Here is a 20,318-nt window from a genome sequence, read left to right as displayed (position 1 = left end):
CGGGGAGGTTAGGGGGGCGCAGGGCCCGGGTCATCTGGTTTTCTCGCGTGCTGCCGTACGGTGGGTAGTCACTTTTCCCCGAAGAGAGGACATCATGACCGGGTACGCGCCGGTGAACGGCATGCAGATGTACTACGAGATCCACGGCTCCGGCGGGACGCCGCTGCTCCTGCTGCACGGCGGTCTGTTCAACATCGACCTGCAGTTCGGCGCGCTGATTCCGGGCCTGGCCGCGACCCGCCAGGTCATCGCCGCCGACTTCCAGGGGCATGGACGCACCAACGACGTCGACCGGCCGCTGACCGTGGCCGGCCTGGCCTCCGACGTGGCCGGCCTGCTGAAGCACCTGAACGTGGCGCGGGCGGACATGTTCGGCTTCAGCGTCGGTGGCGCCGTCGCGCTGCATCTGGCGATCCGCAGTCCCGAGCTGGTCCGCAAGGCGGTCGTCTCGTCGGTGTCCTTCCACCCTCGCGGTGACCGTTCGGAGAACACCGACGCCGTGGGCGAGATGACCGTCGACATGATCGCCGGCACCCCCATGGAGCAGGACTACCTCGCCAAGTCACCGCACCCGGAGCGGCTGCAGAGCCTGCTCGACAAGCTCGGCTCCTTCGACCCCGGCTTCGCCGGCTGGCCGGATGACGACATCCGCGCCATCGCCGCGCCCACCCTGATCACCGTGGGCGACTGCGACGCGGTCAAGCTCGATCACGCCGTGGAGTTCCTCCGGCTGCGCGGCGGCGACGTCAACGGCGACTTCGCCGGTGTGCCCGCTTCACAGCTGGCGGTCTTCCCCGGCACGACCCACTTCAACGGGCTTGGCCACACCGACGTGGTCCGTGACGTCGTGCTGACCTACCTGGACGCCCCGATGCCCGGCCAGTAGCCGAGGGATGGATCGATGCCGCGGGCGTGCGCCGGTGGCCGGTGAGCGCGCGGTGAGGCAACGGTGAGCGTGGCCCGGCAACCTCGGGCCATGGACGGGATGGCCGCAACGGTTCCCGTCGCAGGTCCTGACAGGTCGAAGGAGACGCTCATGCAAGTCCGCCGTACTCTGCCCAAGGCCGTCGCCGTCGTGGCCCTCGCCACCGCCCTCACCACTGCCGGTCTCGGATCCGGCGCCGGCGCCAGCAGCGCCGGCGCATCCCTGTGCAAGGACGTCGTGACCACCAACACCATGGTCAGTGCCGCCTGCGACGTCGGCGTCTACGGCCGGTTCCGTGTCTCGGGTACGTGGTGCAGCTCCGGATTCAACTGCAACACGGTCCTGGGTGATTGGGTGTACAGCGGCGCCAAGTCGACCGCGTACCACCCCGGCGGCAAGCACTTCACCAGGTGGCAGGTCATCACGCCGTAGACCTGTCATCTGGCCGCCGCGGCGATCCGGTGGCTGGGCAGGAACGACTGCATGGCCGTACTCGCGCGAGGCCGGGCGAACGGCGCGCGGGCGCCCTCAGGCGCAGAAGTCGGTGATGACGCGGGTGAGGACGTCGGTGAGGTGGTTCAGGGAGGCGAGGTCCACCCACTCGACGTCCGCGTGCGCGCCCCCGCCGTCGACGCCGAACAGCAGGCAGGGGATGCCGGCGCGGTCCAGGAGGGAGGCGTCGGTCCAGAAGGGTTCGGCGCGGACCGTGGGCGGGTGGCCCAGGACGGCCCGCGCGTGGCGGGTCACGGCGCGGACCACCTCCGCCTCCGGGTCCGCCTCGAACGGCTCGCGGCGCAGGCCGGGCTCCAGGCGGTAGCGGAAGCCGGGGACGGTGGCGGCGAGGTCGTCCAGCAGGGCGGTCAGTTCCGCCCGCGGGTCCTCGCCGGGGACGGTGCGGCGCTCCACCGTGACGCGGCATTCGCCCGGGTAGGTGGAGGGCTCGCGGCCGCCGCGGATGACGGAGGCGTGGACGGTTCCGGCGCCGAGCAGCGGATGGGCCGGGCTCCGCGCGAGCCGCGCTCCCAGGTCCTCCAGCGCGACCAGGAAGTGGCCGGCCTTGGCGATGGCGTCGATGCCGAGGTCGGGCCGGGAGCCGTGCGCCGCGCGGCCCTCGATCACCACGTCGAACCAGGCGAAGCCCTTGTGGGCCAGGGTGACTTCCAGGTGGCTCGGCTCGGTGACGATCGCCGCGTCGGCGGTGAAGGACCTCAGCACCTCCTCGGTGCCGAAGCTGGCGTGCTCCTCGTCGGCGACGCAGGCGAGTATGACGTCGCCACGCGGCCCGGCGTCGCGGGCGCGGGTGGCGGCGATCATCATGGCCGCGATGCCGCTCTTCATGTCGAACGCGCCGCGGCCGAACATCTTGCCGTCGTGGGTACGCGGGCCGAGGGGGTCGCCGTCGTAGCCGGCCGTACCCACGGTGTCGAGGTGGCCGTTGAGCATGAGCGAGCGGCCGCCGCCGGAGCCCCGGGCGACGGCGACCAGCGAGGGGCGGCCCGGACGCTCTTCCAGCCGGTGGACCTCGAAGCCGCGGGCGGCCAGCCACTCCCCGCAGAACCCGGCGACGGCGCTCTCGCCCGCCCCGCCGGGCACCAGGTCCGGATTGACGGAGTCAAGGGCGATCAACCGCTCCAGAAGGCGTCCGGGCTCCATGAACGATCAGGTTACGGACTCCGGGACCGGTTCGGCCAGCTTGCGTGCGGCGGCCATGGTGGCCCGGCCGGACGGCAGCCGGGCGGCGAAGGCGATCGCGATGACGGCCGCCACGCCCGCGGCGATCAGCAGGACCTGCACGCTGACCACGTCGGCCAGCGGCCCGAACACGACGGTGCCGATGGGCGTGGCCAGGGCCATCACGATCGTGACGTAGCTGAACACGCGCCCCTGCATGCCGGGTTCGACGGTCTCCTGGATCAAGGTCATGAACGGGGTCGAGAACGGCGGCACCAGCAGCCCGATCAGGAACATGAACCCGTAGAAGACCCAGAGGTTGGTGCTCAGCCCGAGCGCGACGGTCGCGAGCCCGAAACCGTAGACGGCCGTGAGGATCAGCCCCACCGGGCTGCGCTTGGCCAGCACCGTGGAGATCAGGACGCCGCCGAGCAGCATGCCCACGCTGAAGGCGACCTCCAGGACGGCCAGCATCCACTCGTCGCGGCCGAAGGTGCGCGCCACCATCAGCGGCGTCATGAACGTGGGCGCCACCGTGAGCAGGAAGATCGTCGCGTACACGACGAGCAGCCAGCGCACGACCGGCTGGCTCTTGATGTAGCGCATGCCCTCGACCAGGTCCTGCCGGTAGGAGGCGGTCGACTCGGCCACGCGCTCCAGCGTCGGGACGGCGACCAGCGCGAGCAGCCCGATGCCGATGACCGCGGTGACCACGTCCAGGAAGAAGACCGGGACGACGCCGAACGCGGCGAAGATCGCTCCGGCGGCCGCCGGAGCGAGCAGCGCCATCGCCGAGTGGATCGTCTGGAAGATCCCGTTGACGCGCATCAGGTGCTCACTGGGCACGATCTGCGGGATCATCGCCTGCACCGCGGGGGTCTGCACTCCGGCCCCCACCGAGCGCACCGCGACGGCCAGCAGGACGATCCACAGGTCGGTCACGCCGTTGGCCATGAGTATCGCCAGCACCAGCGTCGCCGCGGCGATGCCGCCGTCGGCGATCATCACGAGCACGCGGCGGTTCATCCGGTCGGCGAGCACCCCGCCGAAGATCGACACCACGCCCTGCGGCAGGAACGCGGCCACCGCGTAGAGGGCGACCGCCAGCCCGGACTGGGTCTGCAGGGTCACCCACCACATGACCACGTACTGCACGATCATCGAGCCGAACAGCGAAACCGTCTGCCCGGTCAGGAAAAGGGCGACGTTGCGCCGCCAGCCGGTGGTCGTGGTCATGTCGTCTTCCTCTGTGCGCTTGGATCAGTGCGCGGGCGGCCCTGCCAAGCGAGGATCACCAGCAATCTTCGAACGGTTGAGCGACCTGAGAGATTCCCGCCGGCCGTTATCGGGAGTTCAGGACCAGAAATTCGTTGCCGTCGGGGTCGGTCATCTCCACCCGGCCGCCCTCGCCCTGACCGGTCACGGTCGCGCCGAGGGAGACGAGACGGTCGATCTCCTCCTGGCCGGAGGCGGTCAGGTCGTAGTACAGCCTGTTCTTCCCGAGCTTGGGCGCCACGGGCGGTCCGCCCCACGTGATCTTCGAGCCGCCGTGCGGCGACTGGATCGCGGTCTCCTCGTCCTGGTCCCAGACCAGCGGCCAGGCCAGCGCCTGGCTCCAGAAGTACCCGACCGCCTGCGTGCCGTCGGAGGACAGCGCGCCGATGAACCCGGTGTCGGCCAGGAACTTGTTGCCCGCCTCGATGACGCAGAACTCGTTGCCCTCGGGGTCGGCCAGCACCACGTGCCCCTCTTCCGGCAGCTGCCCGACGTCGATGTGCTCGGCGCCCAGTTCGAGCGCCCGCGCCACGGTCCGCTCCTGGCCCTCGGGGGACTCGCTCGTCAGGTCGAAGTGCATCTGGTTCGGGCCCAGCTTGTCGGCCGGGCTCGGAAGGAACCGGATGGGGAACTCGGTGCCGGCGCCCGGCAGCAGCACCACGCCGTCGCGGGGGTCCTCGGCCACCTCCCGGCCCAGGAGCTCGCCCCAGAAGCGGGCGAGACGGAGTGGATCGTTCGCGTCGAAGCAGAGCGCGGCGAACTGAGAGGTCATCCGGCGTCTCCCATCAGGTGATTTACGGCACGCCCACCAGGCGTGTGAACGACGCAACGCTAGTCGGCCCGCTGACGGCGCCGCCAACGCTTTATCCGGCGGCCTTGCGCCTCCGGCAGGCCGCACGCCCATCGTCTTGCGGATCCGGCAAGACGTCGTGCCGTATCCGCATGCCCGCTCTAACGTGGGGATATGCACCCACATGACGCCTCTCACCACGACCAGGCGGAGATCCTCGACCTCGACGCCGAAGTCCTCGCCGACCACCTCGCCGCCATCACCGCATGGCTGCCGATCGACACGCCCCCGCGCCGGATCGTGGACCTCGGCAGCGGAACGGGCGCCGGAACCTTCGCCCTCCTCACCCGCTTCCCGGAGGCGCACGTCCTCGCCGTCGACTCCTCGCCCGAACACCTGCACCGCCTGCGCGAGAAGGCGGGTACGCGAGAGGTGACGACCATCCAGGCCGACCTCGACACCGGCTGGCCGGATCTGGGCACGCCCGATCTCGTGTGGGCCTCCGCCTCCCTGCATCACATGGCCGACCCCGGCCGCGTGCTGCGCGAGGTCCGTGACATCCTCGCGCCCGGCGGGCTGTTCGCCGTCGTCGAGCTGGCCGGCTTCCCCCGATTCCTGCCCGAGTACGCCCCGGAAGACCGCCCCGGCCTGGAAGAACGCTGCCACGCGGCCGGCGCCCGCTTCCACGCCGAGCACGTGCCGCACCGCGGCGCCGACTGGGGGCCGAAGCTGACCGCAGCCGGATTCGTCATCGAGGGCGAACGCACACTCACCGTGAACATCGACGGCTCCGGCGATGAGGCGGTCGGCCGCTACGCCCTCGGCAGCCTGCGCCGCCTCCGTGGAAGCGTCGCCGGCGTACTCGCGCCCGACGATCTCGCCGCGCTCGACCGGCTGCTCGACACCGGCGGCCCGCACAGCATCCTGCGCCGCGACGACCTCACGGTCCGCACCGAACGCACCGTCTGGGCGGCCCTCCCCAAGGGATGACGGCGCTCATGCCGGATCGCCGGCGTGCGCGAGGGCCGAGGGGGTCAGCCGGCCCACGATGGCCGGGGCCTCGTGGACGAGGTCGTCGTCCTCCACCGCCTCGACCATGAAACGGGCGTAGTCCACGCGACGGGTCAGGTTGCTCGCGAGGATCGGATCGCCCACGTGCCGGCTCCACACCGGCAGGCCCTGGCTGTCGCCCTCCTCCAGATCGCTGCCGCGCACGACCGTCCAGCGGGTGTCGCTGGCGAAGATCCTCCGGCACGCCTCCACCTGGTCGTCGACGTCGACCACCCCGGCGAGCTTCGCGAGCCGGCCGAACACGGCGGCGTACAGCTTGAAGCCGCGGGGGTAGACGTCCTTTCCGTCGCGGGTGATGTGCCAGCCGCAGGAGAAGACCAGGCGGGCGTCCTTGCCCGCGTGGTCGAGTACGGCCTGGGCCGTACCGGAGGCATAGCGTTTTCTGCCCCAGGGCACCAGCACCGTGAGGACGGCGTCGCAGCCCCGCACCGCCCGCGCGATGACCGCGGGGGCGTTGGTGGCTCCGGGGATCACGGTGATGCGTCCCTCGAAGTCGGCGAGCTTGGTCACGCTCCGCTCCCGGCAGACGCCCACGACCTCGTAGCCCCGGTCCAGCGCGTGCCGCACCATGTAGCGCCCCAGCTTGCCCGACGCGCCGACGACGCACACCTTCTTGCCCGAACCGATCGGTTCCACGGCCCGCTCCTCTGCTCCACCACGCCTGCACTTACGGTGTAAGGGTAGAACCTTGCAGTGTAAGGTTGTCAAGCCGTCCCAGCAGAACAGGCAGGAGAACGTCGTGGACACCGAGACAGCCGGCACGCCTGCGCCCCGGCGCAACACGCTCACCAAAGAAGTGGTGATCCGTACGGCGGTCGCGCTGGCCGACGAGGCGGGCACCGGCGTGCCGAGCATGCGCAGGCTCGGCGACCGCCTCGGCATCGAGGCCATGTCGCTCTACCACCACTTCCGCAACAAGGACCTGATCCTCGACGGCATGATCGACCTGGTCTTCGGCGAGATCGAACTGCCGCCCGCGGGCATCGGCTGGCAGGCGGCGATGCGCCGCAGGTCGGCCTCGATGCGCGAGGCCCTCACCCGCCACCCGTGGGCGATCCGCCTGATGGACTCCCGCACCAACCCCGGCGACGCCACTCTGCGCCACCACGACGCGGTCATCGGCTGCCTGCGCTCGGGCGGCTTCTCGATCGCCGGCTCCTCGCACGCGATCTCGGTGCTGGACAGCTACATCTACGGATTCACCCTCCAGGAGCTCAGCCTGCCGTTCACCTCGCCGGAGGGGCTGGAGGACGTGGCGGGTTCGATCATGGAGCAGTTGCCGCACGAGGAGTTCCCGCACCTCGCCGAGATGCTCGCCGAGCGCGGCCTCAAGGGCGGCTACGCCTACCAGGAGGAGTTCGACGTCGGCCTCGGCCTGATCCTCGACGGGCTGGAGCGCGGGCGGGAAGGCTGGCGGTAACCGGTGGTCAGGCGAGGAAGCGCAGCAGTTCCTCGGTGACGAACCGAGGGTTCTCCTCGACGAGCCAGTGCCCGGCCTTCGGCACGTCCACCGCCCGCACGATGTTGGTCATGCGCGGGGCCACCGTGGCCCTGATCGCCTTGATCTGGCCCTGGGCGCTCATGACCAGGGCCGGGACGCGGACCGGCTTCGCCGCCTTGGCGTCGCTGACGTCCTTGTCGAGGCTGCGGTAGAGGTCGAAGCCGCCGGACAGGGCGGCGGGGCGACTGTAGGTCCTGGCGTACTCGTCGATCTCGGCGTCGGTGAACGGGGATCGCGTCGAGGTGCCGCCGAACGCGGTTCCGCCGAAGGAGACCTGGGGGTAGAACAGGGCCAGGTAGTCGCGGACGTCGTCGCCCACCACCGTCTCGGGGACCTTCGGCTGGGAGTGGAAGGCGATGTGCCAGCTCAGCGAGCGGTAGGTGCGCGCGTCGACGCCGGGGCCGGGCAGCGGCAGGTCGAGGTAGCCGAGGCGGGCGGTGTCGGACGGGAACTGCGCGGCGTACTGGAACGCCACGGCGGCCCCGAGGTCGTGCCCGATCACACGGGCGTACCGCACACCCAGGCGCTCGGCCATCAGGGTGTGGACGTAGCGCGCGAGGGTGGCCTTGTCATAGCCGGTCGGGGAGCCGGTGCTGTCACCCAGCCCGGGCAGGTCCACGGCGTAGACGGTGTGGTGCTTGGCGAGCTCGGGCATGATCGGCCACCAGCCGTACCAGGTCTGCGGCCAGCCGTGCAGCAGGACGACCGGCGGGCCGCTGCCGCCGGCCACGTAGTGCATCCGGACGCCGTCCACGTCGGCGAACTCGTGCCGGAAGGTGCTCGTGAACCGGGGGTCGTTCCGCGTGGCGACGGTGTGGGCGGGAACCGACGTGGGAGCGGGAGCGGGTCCCGCCGCCGGGGTGGCGCAGGCGCCCGCTCCGAAGGTGAGCAGTACGGCGAGCGTGACGGAGGCCGCCGTGCGCAGAAGACGGCGTGGCCGTGGTGCGGAGATCATGTGTTCCTGTCCTGGATGAAGGGGTGGGGTCAGCGGCCGGTCGCGCCGTCGATCAGTTCGCGGAGGATGTCCGCGTGGCCGGCGTGGCGGCCGGTCTCCTCGATCATGTGGACGAGCGCCCAGCGGACGCTGCCCGGGTCGCTGTTCCGGTCGAGAACCTCGTTCGCGCGCTCGACCGTCTCCCGGTAGCGGGTGACGACGTCGGCGACGCTGTCGGCCGGCGCGGCCCGGAAGGTCGACGGCCAGTTGGTGACCTTGTCTCCCAGGAACGTCGCGCGTTCGACGAAGGTGAGGTGGTTGAGCAGGCCGAGCAGGTTGGTGCCCGACGGCACTCCCGCCGTTCTGACCTGGGGTTCCGGGGCGCCGTCGACCTTCGCGGCGATCGAGGTCCTGAGGTAGTCGAGGAAGCCGCGCAGAACCTCGGTCTCGCCGCCCCCGGTGCGGGGCGGCGGCGTGTCTCTACGGGTCATCGTGATCTCCTTACGGTGCCGTGCGGCGGATGAGCAGGACGTGGTCGGTCACCTCGGCGCTACGCCCGCCGGGACCGGTCGCGACCCGGCGGGGCGCGTCGGCCCGTTCGACCGTCCACGTCGCCGGGTCCAGATCGATCCCCGCGGCGACCTCCAGCGGGGCGGGAAACCGGGCGCCGGGATCCTGATTCCAGGACCACGGCGCGCTTGAGCCGTGGTCGACGACCAGCAGACGCCCGTCCACGCGCAGCGCGTGCGCGGCCTCCCGCAGCACGTGCGCCCCGTCCAGGTCGAACGGGGTGTGCAGGTAGTGGGCGCAGATCAGGTCGTACCCGCCCCGCGGGAAGGATTCACGCAGGTCATGCCACTCGGCGGCGATCCGGTCGCCCAGGCCGCGTGAACGGGCCAGGCGGGCGAGCCGTTCGACCGCCACGGCCGAGATGTCGGCGGCGGTGACGTGCCAGCCGCGGCGGGCCAGCCACAGCGCGTCGCCGCCGGCGCCGCAGCCGAGGTCCAGCGCGGCGCCGGGCGGCAGGTCCGCGACCGTCTCGGCGAGACGGTGGTTCGGCCGGGGGTCGGTGGCGGCCGGGCGGGCGGTGTAGACGCCATCCCAGAACGTGGCCGCATCGGTGGTGCTCATCGAGGTTCCTTCCGTCGTGACGCGCCCAGGGTCACCGGGCTTGCCATGGTTCGGCAAGGAAACTTGCGGTTCTGGCAAGATGGCCCCCGTGGACCGAGAAACGGATGACGTGCTCGACGGTGTGGGGTCCCGGTTGCGTACGCTGCGGCGGGAACGCGGCCTCACCCTCGCCGACCTCGCGGTGACGACCGGGGTGTCGGAGAGCACCCTGTCCCGGCTGGAAAGCGGGCAGCGCCGGGCGACGCTGGAGTTGTTGCTGCCGCTGGCGCGTACCTACGACGTGCCGCTGGACGACCTGGTCGGCGCCCCGCGCACGGGCGACCCCCGCATCCACCTGAAGCCGGTGAAACGCTTCGGGATGATCTTCATCCCGTTGTCCAGGCGGCCGGGAGGGGTGCACGCGTTCAAGATGATCATCCCGGCGGTGCCGGAGCCGCTCGCACCGACCCCGCAGACCCACGACGGCTTCGAATGGCTGTACGTGCTCAGCGGCCGGTTGCGGCTGGTGCTCGGGGAGCGCGACCTGACGCTGCCGGCCGGTGAGGCGGCCGAGTTCGACACGTCCCTGCCGCACTGGCTGGGCAGCGCCGACGGGGGAGCGGTCGAGCTGCTCATCCTGTTCGGCCTGCAGGGCGAGCGCGCGCACGTGCGCGCGCACCCTCACCAACCCGCATGACCCGGCCTCTGACCTGGTATTTCCAGATGGAGTTATACCAGCGTTTACTAATTCCCTTCCCATCAGATCAGAAATAAGGTCAAACGCTTTTCCTATACGGAAAGAGTTCGGGCAATTTCATCCCTTCCTTAATTGCCAATCGATGATTAAAATCACGTCGATGACGACGCATCTGGCTCGTTACCTCACGCCGATGGAGGACAGCTCCCGGTGGGAGGGGTTCGAATTCCGGCCCGGCGACATTGTCATCAATTCGCCGGCGAAGTGCGGCACCACCTGGACGCAGATGATCTGCGCACTCCTGATCTTCCAGACGCCCCGGCTGCCCGCGCCCCTGTCCAGCCTCTCCCCGTGGATCGACATGCTCGTGCGTCCGAAGCAGGACGTCTGGGATCGCCTGGCCGCGCAGCGGCACCGCCGTTTCATCAAGACCCACATCCCGCTCGACGGAATCCCGACCGATCCGCAGGTCACCTACATCACCGTGGGACGCGACCCCCGCGATGTCGCCATATCCCTGCGCAGCCACGGCAAGAACCTCAAGCGCGACGTGATCCGCCGCCTGATCAACCAGGCCGCCCACCCCGGTCCCGGCGGGTCGGAGGCCCCGGTGGACGCCTATGACGAGCGCGACCTGCTGGACGAGCGGTCGTACACCTTACGCTGGGTGGACAACGACGACTCGCCGTTCGCCAACCTCGACTCGCTGCGTGCGCTGATCTGGACGCAGAGCCGCGCCTGGGTTCGCCGCGAGGAAGCGAACGTCATCCTGCTGCACTACGCCGACCTGTCCGCCGACCTCGCCGGGCAGATGCGGCGGCTCGCGGAACGGCTCGGCATCGACGTCCCCGAGAGCAGGTGGCCCGAACTGGTCGAGGCGGCCACGTTCCGGCAGATGCGCGATCGCGCGACCGAACTCGCGCCCGACGAGCAACTGGGCTACATCCGTGATCGCGAACGCTTTTTCCGCAGCGGTAAGTCGGGTGAATGGGAGCAGTTCCTCACCGCCGGGGACCGGGCGCACTACGACCGCCGGGTGGCCGAACTCGCGGAGCCCGGCTTGCTGGAATGGCTCCATCACAGACCAGATAACCGATGATAAATCAGGAAATTCCGGATAAACCACCCGACGCGCTTGATAATGTGACGGTCCAGCGCGTCGCCTCGTTAGGCGACCTTTCCGATCGCGTGTGGAGTGACGTCGCCGACCCGCGGGACATGTTCCAGAGCCACGCCTGGCTGCGGGCCCTGGAGCAGTCCGGTGACGCACCCGTCACCTACCTGATCGCCCGGCGGCCCGGGGACCCTCGCATCCTCGGCGCCCTGCCCCTCTACGACTCGCTCCCCAGCCGCGGCGACTACCTGAGCTGGCCCGAACTCCACTTCCGCGACCTCCTCGCCGCGGGCTCGCGCGGCGGCCGGCTGGGACTGCTGGCCGGCTCCTGCGCGGGGTTCAGCACGCGGCTCATCGTGGACCGCGCCCTGCCGCGCTCGACCAGGACCGCCGTCCTGCGCGCGCTCCGGGACGCAGCCCGCGCCGTCGCGGTAGAGCGGGGGCTCCCGTACACGTTCTTCCTGTTTCTCGACGCCGCCGCGTGGAGAGACCTCGCCCCGGTGATCGGCGACGGAGATCACCACCGATTGGCGAGCGTCGCGCAGACCGAGCTGGAGCTGCCCGGAGCGAGCTTCGACGACTACCTGGCGACGCTGCCGCGCAACACCCGCACCAGCGCGCGCAGGGAGGCGGGGGTCTTCGCCAAGGAGTGTTCGACCGAGACCGTGCCCCTTCGGGAGGCCATCGCGGCCGTGGCGCCGATGATCGTGAACGTGCGGGCCAAGCACGGGATCGCGTACAGCGTGGACGTGGTCACGCGGCGCCTGTCGGCCTACGCCTCCGCGCTGGGCGACGCCGCGGCGACGGCACTGCTGTGCCGGGTGGGAGGCCGGGTCGTCGGCGCCGGGGTCATGTGCCGCTGGCATGACCGGCTGTACGTGACCGACTTCGGGCGCCTCGACGACGGGGCGCCCGACCCGTTCGTGTACTTCAACGCGGCGATCTACGAACCCATCAAGCACGCCTACGCGGCCGGGCTGTCGAGGGTCGTCACCGGCGCGGGAGCTGAGCTGGGCAAGGCCAGGCGCGGTTCGGCCGTGCTCCCGCTGGTGCACCTGGCGTGGGCGGCGGCCGACGGCCGGGACCGGCGGATCGGCGCCGCGCAGGCGGAGGAACGCACGACGCACTGGCGCAAGTTACGCAGCGCTCACCCCACGTACTTTCCCGCGGTGTGGGACGAGCTGTTGTGACGTGACAACGAGGGAGATCAGCGTGAGCCGAGGCCACGAACGGGGGCTTCTCGGACGGCCTCGCGACCCGGGCGCCGTCGCCCTGGTCCACGAGGGCCGTGCCTTCACCTTCGGCGACGTCGCCGCACTCGGCGCGGACGTCGGCAACCAGGTCGGGAGTCATCCTCTGAAGCGCCGCGTGGTGGGCGTGCCGGCGGAGCGGAGCCCGGAGTTCGTCGCGCGGCTCGCGGGGGTCTGGGGCGCGGGAGCCGTACCGGCGATCCTGGGGGACTGGGGTCCCGAGCGGGTACGCGGCGCGCTGACGGCCACCCGCGCCGCGGCGGCCTTCGCACCGTCGGGCGCCCTGGACCTTCTGGACACCACCGCGGACGAGGAGCCGGAGGAGACCAGTCACATCCTCTTCACCTCCGGCACGACGGGCGGCCCCAAAGGGATCCTCGTCGGGCGAACCGCCTTCGAGGCGGCCAGTACGGCGTTCTTCAAGGAACTGCCCATGGACGGATCCGATCGGGTCGCCTTCCTCAGCAGGCCGGGCCACGACCCGAGCCTGCGGGAGCTGGTCGCGCCCTGGGCCACCGGAGCGACGCTGTTCATTCCCGGCCCTCGCACGGCCGCCGACCCCCGGCTGATGGCGGCCTGGCTGGCGGAGCACGCCATCACCGTGCTCCAAGGGTCACCGGTGCTCCTGCGGCTCATGGCGGGCTCGTCGCCGCCCGTCGACAGCCTGCGGCTGGTCTGCTCGGCGGGGGCACGGCTCACGGCCGCGACGCTGCGGGCGACGGCCAGGTTCGCCCCTTACGCCACCATCGCCAACTGCTACGGCGCGTCGGAGACCCCGCAGGTGCTGTGCATGCACCAGGTGCCGCCCGGCGAGGGGGCCGTGAGCGAGGACCCGGTTCCCATCGGACGCCCCCTCGGCCATGCCGTCACCAGGATCGTCCCCGCCGACGCGGCCGGCGGCGAAGGGCGGCTGCACGTGGAAGCCGCCGCCTGCGCGCTCGGCTACACCGACGGAACGCCCTTGCTGTCTCCCGGCCAGGACGGGCGAGGCTGGTACGACACCGGTGACATCGTCAGGCTGCTGCCGGACGGCTCGATGTGCTTCGTCCGGCGGGCGGACCGGCAGGTCCAGGTCAACGGCGCCCGGGTGGAGCTGGACGAGATCGAGGGCGCGGCCGCCAAGGTCGCCGGCGTCGTCGAGTCGGTGGCGACGTTCGTCGAGGACAGCGGGGGAGTCGGGTCCGTGCGCCTGACCGTCGTGGGCGGCACCACGACGGAGGACGAGGTTCGCGCGGTGCTGCGCGACCACCTGGACCCCGCGGTCATGCCGTCCAGCATCGAGGTGCGGGACGCGTGGCCGGACGACGACCAAGGCGACGACGGCCCGGCGGTGACGCTGATGGAGGTTCTGCGCGAGAGCGCGCGGTCGGCTCTCGACGGTGGCGAGATCGACCCTGACGGCGGCTTCTTCGAGGCCGGGTTCACGTCGATGTCGCTCATGCGTTTCGTGTCGGAGGTCTCGGTCCGGCTCGGGACGGAGATCTCTCCCCTGCTGGTCTTCCAGTATCCGAGCCTGAACAGCTTCGCCGGCTATCTTCGGAGGGCGGATGGTCATGGGCAATCTCGTTGAGCCGATCGCGATCATCGGAATGGCCGGCCGGTTCCCGGCGGCGCTCGACACCCGGCAGCTCTGGGAGAACCTCGTCGCCGGCGAAGAGGCCGTGCGCTTCCCCGCCGAAGCCGAGCTCCGCTCGAACGGCGTGCCGAGCGAGGCGCTGGAGGACGCGGCCTACGTCAGGGCGGTGGCGGAACCGGCGGGCGTCGACCTGTTCGACGCCGGGTTCTTCGGCCTGACCCGGCGGGAGGCCGAGACCTGCGACCCTCAGCTACGGCTGTATCTGGAGACGGCGCACACCGCCGTCGAGAACGCGGGCTACGACCCCGCGAAGCTGGGCAGAACGGGCGTGTTCTCCTCGGTCGCCGCGAACCGCTATGCCATCGGCCGGGTGCTCGGGAGCCTGGAAGTTCTGCGGAGCGCCACCGGCATGGCGGCCGGCATGTGGAACAACCCCGACAGCGCCTCGACGCTGGTCTCGTACAAGCTGAACCTGCACGGGCCGAGCATGACCGTGCAGACCGCGTGTTCGAGCTCGCTCGTGGCCGTGCATCTGGCCGTGAACGCGCTGCGCCTCCAGGAGTGCGACGTCGCGCTGGCCGGTGGCGCGGACGTCGAGTTCCCGGTCGGTCACGGGTACTGGTGGGCCCAGGACGGCCCGCTGAGCCGCGACGGCCACTGCCGCCCCTTCGACGCGGCGGCCACCGGCACGATCTTCGCCAGCGGCGTCGGCGTCGTGGTGCTCAAGCGGCTCGCCGACGCCCTGGCCGACGGGGACCGGATCTCCGCGGTGATCCGCGCCGTGGCGGTCAACAACGACGGCGCGAACAAGGTCGGCTTCACCGCGCCCAGCGCAGAACGGCAGGCGGAGGTCGTACTCACGGCCATGGAGGCCGCCGACGTGGGCCCCGAGGACATCGGTTACCTGGAGGCGCACGCCACCGCGACCCGCCTGGGCGACGCCATCGAGATCTCGGCGCTGAAGACGGCGTTCCGCGGCCGGTCCCCGTCGGGACCCGCGTGCCCGATCGGATCGATCAAGGGCAACGTGGGCCACCTGGGTCACGCGTCTGGCGTCGCCTCGCTGATCAAGACGGCGCTGTCGCTGAGCCACGAGCAGATCCCGGCGAGCATCAACGTCGAGAACGTGAACCCGCTGCTCGGCCTCGAGAACTCGCCGTTCGTCGTCAACGACAAGCTGCGGCCGTGGCCGCGATCGGACGGCCAACGGCGCCTGGCCGGGGTCAGCTCCTTCGGCATCGGCGGCACGAACGCGCACGCGATCCTCGAAGAGGCGCCGGCCCGCGCGACCGAACCGGCTCCGGAGCCGGTGCAGCTGATCGTCTGGTCGGGACGGACCCCGGCCGCGGCCGAGGCGTATCCGCAGCAGCTCGCCCGGTTCTTCAAGGACTGCGCGGACCCGCTCTCCGAGGTCGCGTTCACCCTGCAGAAGGGGCGCACGCCGTACCCGGTCCGGGGAGCCGTGGTGGTGGAGAGCGTGTCCGACGCGGCCGCCGCCGTCCTCGACCCCGCGCGGCGGATCGTGACGCCGGAGGAGCGGGCGGAGCGCGGCACCGTGTTCCTGTTCCCGGGAGAAGAGGCGCGGCACGAACGCATGGCGGCCGAGCTCCATCGCACCGAGCCGGTGTTCCGCGCGGCGTTCGACGAGTGCTCCGCCCTTTTCGCGGCCCAGGGGCAGCGGGACACGTCGCCGTTCAGCGTCGAGTACGCGCTGGGGCGGCTGTGGCTGGCGCTGGGCGTCGAGCCCGACGCGCTGCTCGGCCAGGGCGTCGGGGAGTTCGCGGCCGCCGCGCTGGCCGAGGTGTTCACACTCGCGGAAGCGGTGCGGCTGGTCAGCGCCCGTGCGAGCGGCTCCGCCGAACGTTTGCGCCTGGCCTTCGACGGCATCGCGCCGCGCAGACCCCGCTGGAAGATCTACTCCGCCTCCACCGGCGGCCCGGCCGAGGCGCGGAACGTGGACTTCTGGATCCGGCAGCCCACCGGGCCCGCCCTGTTCGGGCAGGCGCTGGAGGCCGTGCTGGCGGACGGTGACCGGGTGCTGGTGGAGGTGGGCCCGGGTCGGACGCTCACCACCCTGGCCCGAGCGCATCCCCAGGTACGCGCCAAGCGGCACCTGGCGATCCCGACGCTCCCGAGCGGGCCGTCGAAGGGCGCCACGGAACGCGGCTCGTTCCTGCACGCCCTGGCCCGGATGTGGACCCTGGGCGCGCAGGTGAACTGGTCGACGGGGCCGCGTGCGCGCGTGCCGCTGCCGGGCTATCCGTACCAGCGTGAGCGGTTCTGGATCGAGCGGCGGGCGTCCGCGAACGACGTCCCCGTCGTCGAGGAGACGGAACGGCAGGCCGTGTTCCGGCTGCCCACGTGGGTGGAGGCCGCACCGGCCGGGCCTGCCGACGCTGATCTGCCCGGTCCCTCGCTGGTGTTCCTGCCCGCCGACGCGCGACGAGCCGGCGACCTGCTCGCCGTGCTCGGCGACGTGCCGCGGGTGCCGTACGGCACCGCGCCAGAAGACGTGGCCCGGCTGCTGGACGAGCTGCGGGATGAGCATCGGTATCCGGAGATCATCATCGACGCGACACACCTCGGCCCCCTGGCCGAACCCGATCTGAGCGGTATCGACGCCCAGCTCGACACCGGATTCCACCGCCTCGTCGAGCTTCTGCAGGAGGCGGCGCGGCGGGCCCCCGACAAGCGCGCCCGCGACGTCGTGGTCCTCGCCGGGCACTCCGCCGACGTGACGGGCGGCGAGAACGTGCATCCGGTGCGGGCCATGCTGCTCGGGCTCCTGCGGAGCTACATGCTCGAGAACCCGCGCGCCACCTGCAAGCTCGTCGACGTCCAGGACGGCGTGAGCGTCACTCGGCTGCTGGCGGAGCTGCGCGGCCCGCGGCGATCGGAGATCGTCGCCCTGCGCGGGGACCGGCGCTGGATCCCCGGCGAGCGCGACCTCGTCCCCGACGGCCCAGGCCCGGTCGACCTGCGGCCCGGGGGCGCCTACGTCATCACCGGCGGGCTCGGCGGCCTCGGCCTGGCCGTGGCGCGCGGCCTGGCCGAGACCGGTGGCCGGCCGCGGTTGCTGCTGCTCGGCCGCACGGCGACGGGCGGGCACGAGGCCGCGCTCGCCGGGATCCGGGCACTGGGCGCCGAGTGCCGCGTCGAGGCCTGCGACGTGAGCGACGCGGCCGCGCTGCGGCGCGTGCTCGACTCCTTCGGGACCGTCAACGGGGTGTTCCACCTCGCGGGCGTGGCGGGGGACGGCATGATCCAGTTCCGGACGCGGGCGCAGATGGCGGCGACACTCGCGCCCAAGGTCCACGGAACGCTCGCTCTGGTCGAGGTGCTGCGGGGCCGGGCCGGCCTGGACTTCTTCGTGGCCTTCTCCAGCCGAGCGGCGCTCCGGGGTCTGGTGGGCAGCGCCGACTACGCCGCGGCGAACGCCTTCCTCGACGCGGCGGTACGCCGCCAGCCCTTGGCCGGGGTCGTCTCGACGACCATCAACTGGCCGTCGTGGTCCGACGTCGGCATGGCCGCCCGCCAGATCGCGCGTGCGGCGCCGGCGACGGAGGTGCGGTGGTCGGCCCCGCTGTCGGCCGAGGACTATCCGATCCTGGACGAACACCGCATGGACGGCGTCCCGGTGCTGCCCGGCACCGCCCAGGTGGACTTCGTGCTGCGCGCCTTCCGCGAGGCGATCGGCCAGCCGGCCGGGCGGGCCGCGCAACTGCGCCACATGGTCTTCCGGCAGCCGATCACCACCCCGGAGCCCGTCTCCCTGGAGGTCGGGTTCGAGGCGCACGAGGACTCCTGGCGGTTCACCGTCCGGACCGCGCCGCTGTCCTCCGACGACTACCGCGTCCACACGACGGGGGAGATCGGGCTGGTGGACGCCGGCGCCGGTGAGGTGGACCTGGACGGCCTGCGCGCGGCGCTGCCCGATCGGCGGGTCCCCGTCAACGACGCCGAGAACCGGCTGTTCACCATCGGCCCGCACTGGCCGGGGGAGGAGATCTGGACCTCCGGGGCGGACGTCGGCACGAAGCTGGCCGTTCTCACCTTCCCCGAGGCGTTCGGCCATGAGCTCGACGAGCACGCGCTGCACCCCACCCTCCTGGACGCGGCCGTGTCGCTGGCCCGCGATCCCGACCATGAGCCGCCGCACGCGCCGTTCGCCTACCAGTCGATCGTGGTGCACCGGCCGATCCCGGCCCGTGCGTACAGCCACATCCGCCGCCGCCCGAGCGGTTCCGACACGATCGTGGCCGACATCGACGTGCTGACGGCGGCCGGTGAGGTCGCGGTCGAGGTCAGGGGTTTCACCATGCGCCGCGTCGACGAGTCCATGGTGGCCTCGCGTGAGCAGCGCGGCGCCGACGACGGGATCACGCCCGCGACCGGGGTCGGCATGCTGCTGCGCATCCTGCGCGGACCCGGCCACCGGCAGGTGGCGATCACCGTGTCGGGACAGGACGCGGTCCTGCGGAACGCCGTGGCCGGGCCGCGGGACCGGGACGTCGAGCGGCGGAGCTCACCCGGGCGTGACCAGGGCCGGGCGCCGTCGGAGGAGGAGCCGCTGGAGGTCCGGCTGACGGAGATGTGGTGCGCCGCGTTCGGCGTGGACTCGGTCGGCCCCGACGACGACTTCTTCGAGCTGGGCGGCGACTCCTTCACCGCGGTGGAGCTGGTGGAGGAGATCCGCCGGGCGTTCAGCGTGGACGTCGGCATCGCGGCGATCTTCGACCACCCGACGGTGGCGGAACTGGTCACCGAGCTGCGGCGGCTGACCGAGTGAGGTCAGCGAACCTTTCCGACCCAGGCGCGAATCGTCTCGGGATCCAGCCGCTCGACCATCTGGTGGCCGCCCTCGACCATCTGGACCGACACCTCGTCGGTCGTGTACTGGTTCCAGTCGCTGAGACACCCGGTGTCCCAGGAGCTCGCGTCGCCGGTGGCGCCGACCGCGATGATCGGCGTGTGGAGCATCGGGCGCGGATCCGCCTCCAGATAACGGTTGAGCAGGTGGTACTCGGATCGCCACAGGCGGGCGTACTCCGGCAGCGCCGCCGTGTCCATGATGTGCCGCGGCGCCTCGATCTCCTCGGCCAGCGCCCGGTCGGGCAGTTCGGCCAGCGGCGAGAGGGGCGTGCGGTGCGGCGGGTACTGGCACATGATGACGGTGCCGCGAAGCTGCCGTTCCAGGTGCTTGGCCGCCTCCAGGCAGACCAGCCCGCCCATGCTGTGGCCCACCAGCACCACGTCCGTGGCGCCGGACGCCGTGATGAGGGAGGCGAGTGCCGCGCCCCGCTCGTCGACGGAGGGCACGCTCATCGGCTCGCTCCAGTTGGCCCGGCGGATGACGGGTGACCGCCCCGGTCCGTTCCACTGGTCCACGAACTTCGTCCGGCCACCCAGGCCGGGGACGAAGATGACGGCCGGGCCGCCGTCGAGTGCCGGGCTGACGATGTAGTTCGCAGACTCCTGACCGCCCACGTCATTCGCTCCTATTGCCACCAATTGACGAAGTGTGAGGACACGCCTTACCAGCTATTTGCCAAAGCTTAGCGCCGATCCCGGGCGGTCTCCATTTATCGCAACAGCGGCCAGTTTTCCTCCACCACTGGTTCATTAACGTAGATCTGTGGCAAAGTGTGACAGGTGTCGACGCTGATTGCCGCCGCCGTGATCATCCTTATCGCTTCTACGGTGCACGCGGTGACCGGTTTCGGTTACGCGCTCGTCGCCACCCCGTTGCTGGCCCTCACGGTCGACCCCCATACCGCCGTGGTCGCCACGACGGCCTCCGCCTTGGCCATGACCGTCACGGTCGCCGTGCGCCAGCGTGAGCACGCCGAGTGGCGGGTGGCCATGATCGCCATGGCCGGGATCGTGCTCGGCATGCCGCTCGGCCTCTGGGTGTACGGAATCACCTCTGAGCAGGTGCTCACCGTGCTGATCGGGATCGGCGTCCTGGGCTGCACCCTGATGGTGTGGCGGCGGGTGAAGGTGAAGGGGAACATCCCCGTCCTGGTGGGAGTCGGCCTGATCTCCGGCGCCCTGTCCACCTCGACCGGCACCAACGGCCCGCCAATGGTCGCCGCCTTCCAGGGCATGGGCTACGACCCCGCCAAGTTCCGCGCCACCCTCGCGGTGGTGTTCGCGGGAACCAGCGTGCTCAGCCTGGTCGGATTCGCCGTGGCCGGGCAGGTGAACCAGCAGTCGATCTGGATCGGCCTGGTAGGTCTGCCGGTTGTGCAGTTGGGGTATTTCATCGGAAATGCGATCTTTAGTCGCATTGACCCGGATCGCTTCCGCAAGGTGGTGCTGCTGGCTCTCATCGTCAGCGCGGTGGTGACCCTCTCCAGCGCGCTCAACGGCTGACCTGCACCGCTGTCAAACTCCTGGAAAAC

The 20,318-nt window shown here is 71.1% G+C and carries 18 protein-coding genes; 10 read left to right on the top strand and 8 right to left on the bottom strand.

Annotated features, from left to right (window positions below; translation table 11 throughout):
* Positions 1 to 94 precede the first annotated feature (94 nt).
* Together ACIBI5_RS24580 and ACIBI5_RS24575 are read left to right on the top strand one after the other, a co-directional pair.
* Complete coding sequence (locus ACIBI5_RS24580) at positions 95 to 886, top strand: alpha/beta fold hydrolase (RefSeq protein ID WP_397250431.1); 792 nt, start codon at positions 95 to 97, stop codon at positions 884 to 886.
* Between the two features lie 150 nt (positions 887 to 1,036).
* Positions 1,037 to 1,357: a hypothetical protein gene (locus ACIBI5_RS24575; protein WP_397250429.1), complete on the top strand. Its 321-nt coding sequence runs from the start codon at positions 1,037 to 1,039 to the stop codon at positions 1,355 to 1,357.
* 96 nt (positions 1,358 to 1,453) lie between these two features.
* Here ACIBI5_RS24575 and ACIBI5_RS24570 read toward each other — a convergent pair whose 3' ends face one another.
* From ACIBI5_RS24570 to ACIBI5_RS24560, 3 genes are all read right to left on the bottom strand, one after another.
* Positions 1,454 to 2,578 carry an ArgE/DapE family deacylase gene (locus tag ACIBI5_RS24570; protein ID WP_397250427.1) on the bottom strand — a complete coding sequence of 375 codons (1,125 nt, stop codon included), beginning with the start codon at positions 2,576 to 2,578 and terminating at the stop codon, positions 1,454 to 1,456.
* 6 nt (positions 2,579 to 2,584) lie between these two features.
* A complete protein-coding gene (locus ACIBI5_RS24565; RefSeq protein WP_397250425.1) occupies positions 2,585 to 3,832 on the bottom strand; it encodes an MFS transporter in 1,248 nt (415 codons plus the stop codon).
* 106 nt (positions 3,833 to 3,938) lie between these two features.
* Entirely contained in the window at positions 3,939 to 4,643 is a 705-nt protein-coding gene (locus tag ACIBI5_RS24560) for a VOC family protein (RefSeq protein ID WP_397250423.1), read from the bottom strand.
* A 192-nt stretch (positions 4,644 to 4,835) separates the two neighbouring features.
* Here ACIBI5_RS24560 and ACIBI5_RS24555 point away from each other — a divergent pair, with 192 nt between their 5' ends.
* The gene (locus tag ACIBI5_RS24555) at positions 4,836 to 5,651 is read left to right on the top strand and encodes a class I SAM-dependent methyltransferase (RefSeq protein WP_397250421.1); all 816 of its coding nucleotides are present in this window, start codon (positions 4,836 to 4,838) and stop codon (positions 5,649 to 5,651) included.
* A gap of 6 nt (positions 5,652 to 5,657) precedes the next feature.
* Here the strand turns inward: ACIBI5_RS24555 and ACIBI5_RS24550 are convergent, their stop codons facing one another.
* Positions 5,658 to 6,368: an NAD(P)-dependent oxidoreductase gene (locus ACIBI5_RS24550; protein WP_397250419.1), complete on the bottom strand. Its 711-nt coding sequence runs from the start codon at positions 6,366 to 6,368 to the stop codon at positions 5,658 to 5,660.
* Positions 6,369 to 6,471: 103 nt separating this feature from the next.
* Between ACIBI5_RS24550 and ACIBI5_RS24545 the strand changes: the two genes are divergently transcribed.
* Positions 6,472 to 7,152, top strand: coding sequence for a TetR/AcrR family transcriptional regulator (locus tag ACIBI5_RS24545; RefSeq protein ID WP_397250417.1), 681 nt, complete (start codon positions 6,472 to 6,474; stop codon positions 7,150 to 7,152).
* Between the two features lie 7 nt (positions 7,153 to 7,159).
* On the opposite strand, the gene ACIBI5_RS24540 is transcribed toward ACIBI5_RS24545, so the two are convergent.
* Genes ACIBI5_RS24540 through ACIBI5_RS24530 form a run of 3 tightly spaced genes read right to left on the bottom strand, consistent with a single transcriptional unit; the run spans position 7,160 to position 9,298 of the window.
* On the bottom strand, positions 7,160 to 8,188 hold the full coding sequence (locus tag ACIBI5_RS24540; protein ID WP_397250415.1) for an alpha/beta fold hydrolase: 1,029 nt from the start codon (positions 8,186 to 8,188) through the stop codon (positions 7,160 to 7,162).
* A 29-nt stretch (positions 8,189 to 8,217) separates the two neighbouring features.
* On the bottom strand, positions 8,218 to 8,658 hold the full coding sequence (locus ACIBI5_RS24535; protein ID WP_397250413.1) for a DinB family protein: 441 nt from the start codon (positions 8,656 to 8,658) through the stop codon (positions 8,218 to 8,220).
* Positions 8,659 to 8,668: 10 nt separating this feature from the next.
* A complete protein-coding gene (locus tag ACIBI5_RS24530; RefSeq protein ID WP_397250411.1) occupies positions 8,669 to 9,298 on the bottom strand; it encodes a class I SAM-dependent methyltransferase in 630 nt (209 codons plus the stop codon).
* An 88-nt stretch (positions 9,299 to 9,386) separates the two neighbouring features.
* On the opposite strand from ACIBI5_RS24530, the gene ACIBI5_RS24525 reads away from it, so the two are divergent.
* From ACIBI5_RS24525 to ACIBI5_RS24505, 5 genes are all read left to right on the top strand, one after another.
* Complete coding sequence (locus ACIBI5_RS24525) at positions 9,387 to 9,974, top strand: helix-turn-helix domain-containing protein (RefSeq protein WP_397250409.1); 588 nt, start codon at positions 9,387 to 9,389, stop codon at positions 9,972 to 9,974.
* Between the two features lie 160 nt (positions 9,975 to 10,134).
* Positions 10,135 to 11,073: a sulfotransferase domain-containing protein gene (locus tag ACIBI5_RS24520; RefSeq protein ID WP_397250407.1), complete on the top strand. Its 939-nt coding sequence runs from the start codon at positions 10,135 to 10,137 to the stop codon at positions 11,071 to 11,073.
* Positions 11,074 to 11,117: 44 nt separating this feature from the next.
* Positions 11,118 to 12,278: a peptidogalycan biosysnthesis protein gene (locus tag ACIBI5_RS24515; RefSeq protein ID WP_397250405.1), complete on the top strand. Its 1,161-nt coding sequence runs from the start codon at positions 11,118 to 11,120 to the stop codon at positions 12,276 to 12,278.
* A 22-nt stretch (positions 12,279 to 12,300) separates the two neighbouring features.
* Positions 12,301 to 13,908 (top strand): non-ribosomal peptide synthetase, encoded by a 1,608-nt coding sequence (locus tag ACIBI5_RS24510; protein WP_397250403.1) that lies wholly within the window; start codon positions 12,301 to 12,303, stop codon positions 13,906 to 13,908.
* On the top strand, positions 13,892 to 18,703 hold the full coding sequence (locus tag ACIBI5_RS24505; RefSeq protein WP_397250401.1) for an SDR family NAD(P)-dependent oxidoreductase: 4,812 nt from the start codon (positions 13,892 to 13,894) through the stop codon (positions 18,701 to 18,703). Before ACIBI5_RS24510 ends, ACIBI5_RS24505 begins: the two co-directional genes overlap by 17 nt.
* Positions 18,704 to 18,705: 2 nt before the next feature.
* Here the strand turns inward: ACIBI5_RS24505 and ACIBI5_RS24500 are convergent, their stop codons facing one another.
* Entirely contained in the window at positions 18,706 to 19,401 is a 696-nt protein-coding gene (locus ACIBI5_RS24500; RefSeq protein ID WP_397250399.1) for a thioesterase II family protein, read from the bottom strand.
* Between the two features lie 165 nt (positions 19,402 to 19,566).
* On the opposite strand from ACIBI5_RS24500, the gene ACIBI5_RS24495 reads away from it, so the two are divergent.
* Positions 19,567 to 20,289, top strand: a complete 723-nt coding sequence (locus ACIBI5_RS24495; RefSeq protein WP_397250397.1) for a sulfite exporter TauE/SafE family protein — start codon at positions 19,567 to 19,569, stop codon at positions 20,287 to 20,289.
* The last annotated feature ends 29 nt before the right edge of the window (positions 20,290 to 20,318 follow it).

The organism is Nonomuraea sp. NPDC050540 (genome assembly GCF_044457485.1).
Classification (GTDB): Bacteria; Actinomycetota; Actinomycetes; order Streptosporangiales; family Streptosporangiaceae; genus Nonomuraea.
The sequence above is the reverse complement of the archived record's forward strand: the minus strand, read 5'-3'. Positions and strand labels throughout refer to the sequence as shown.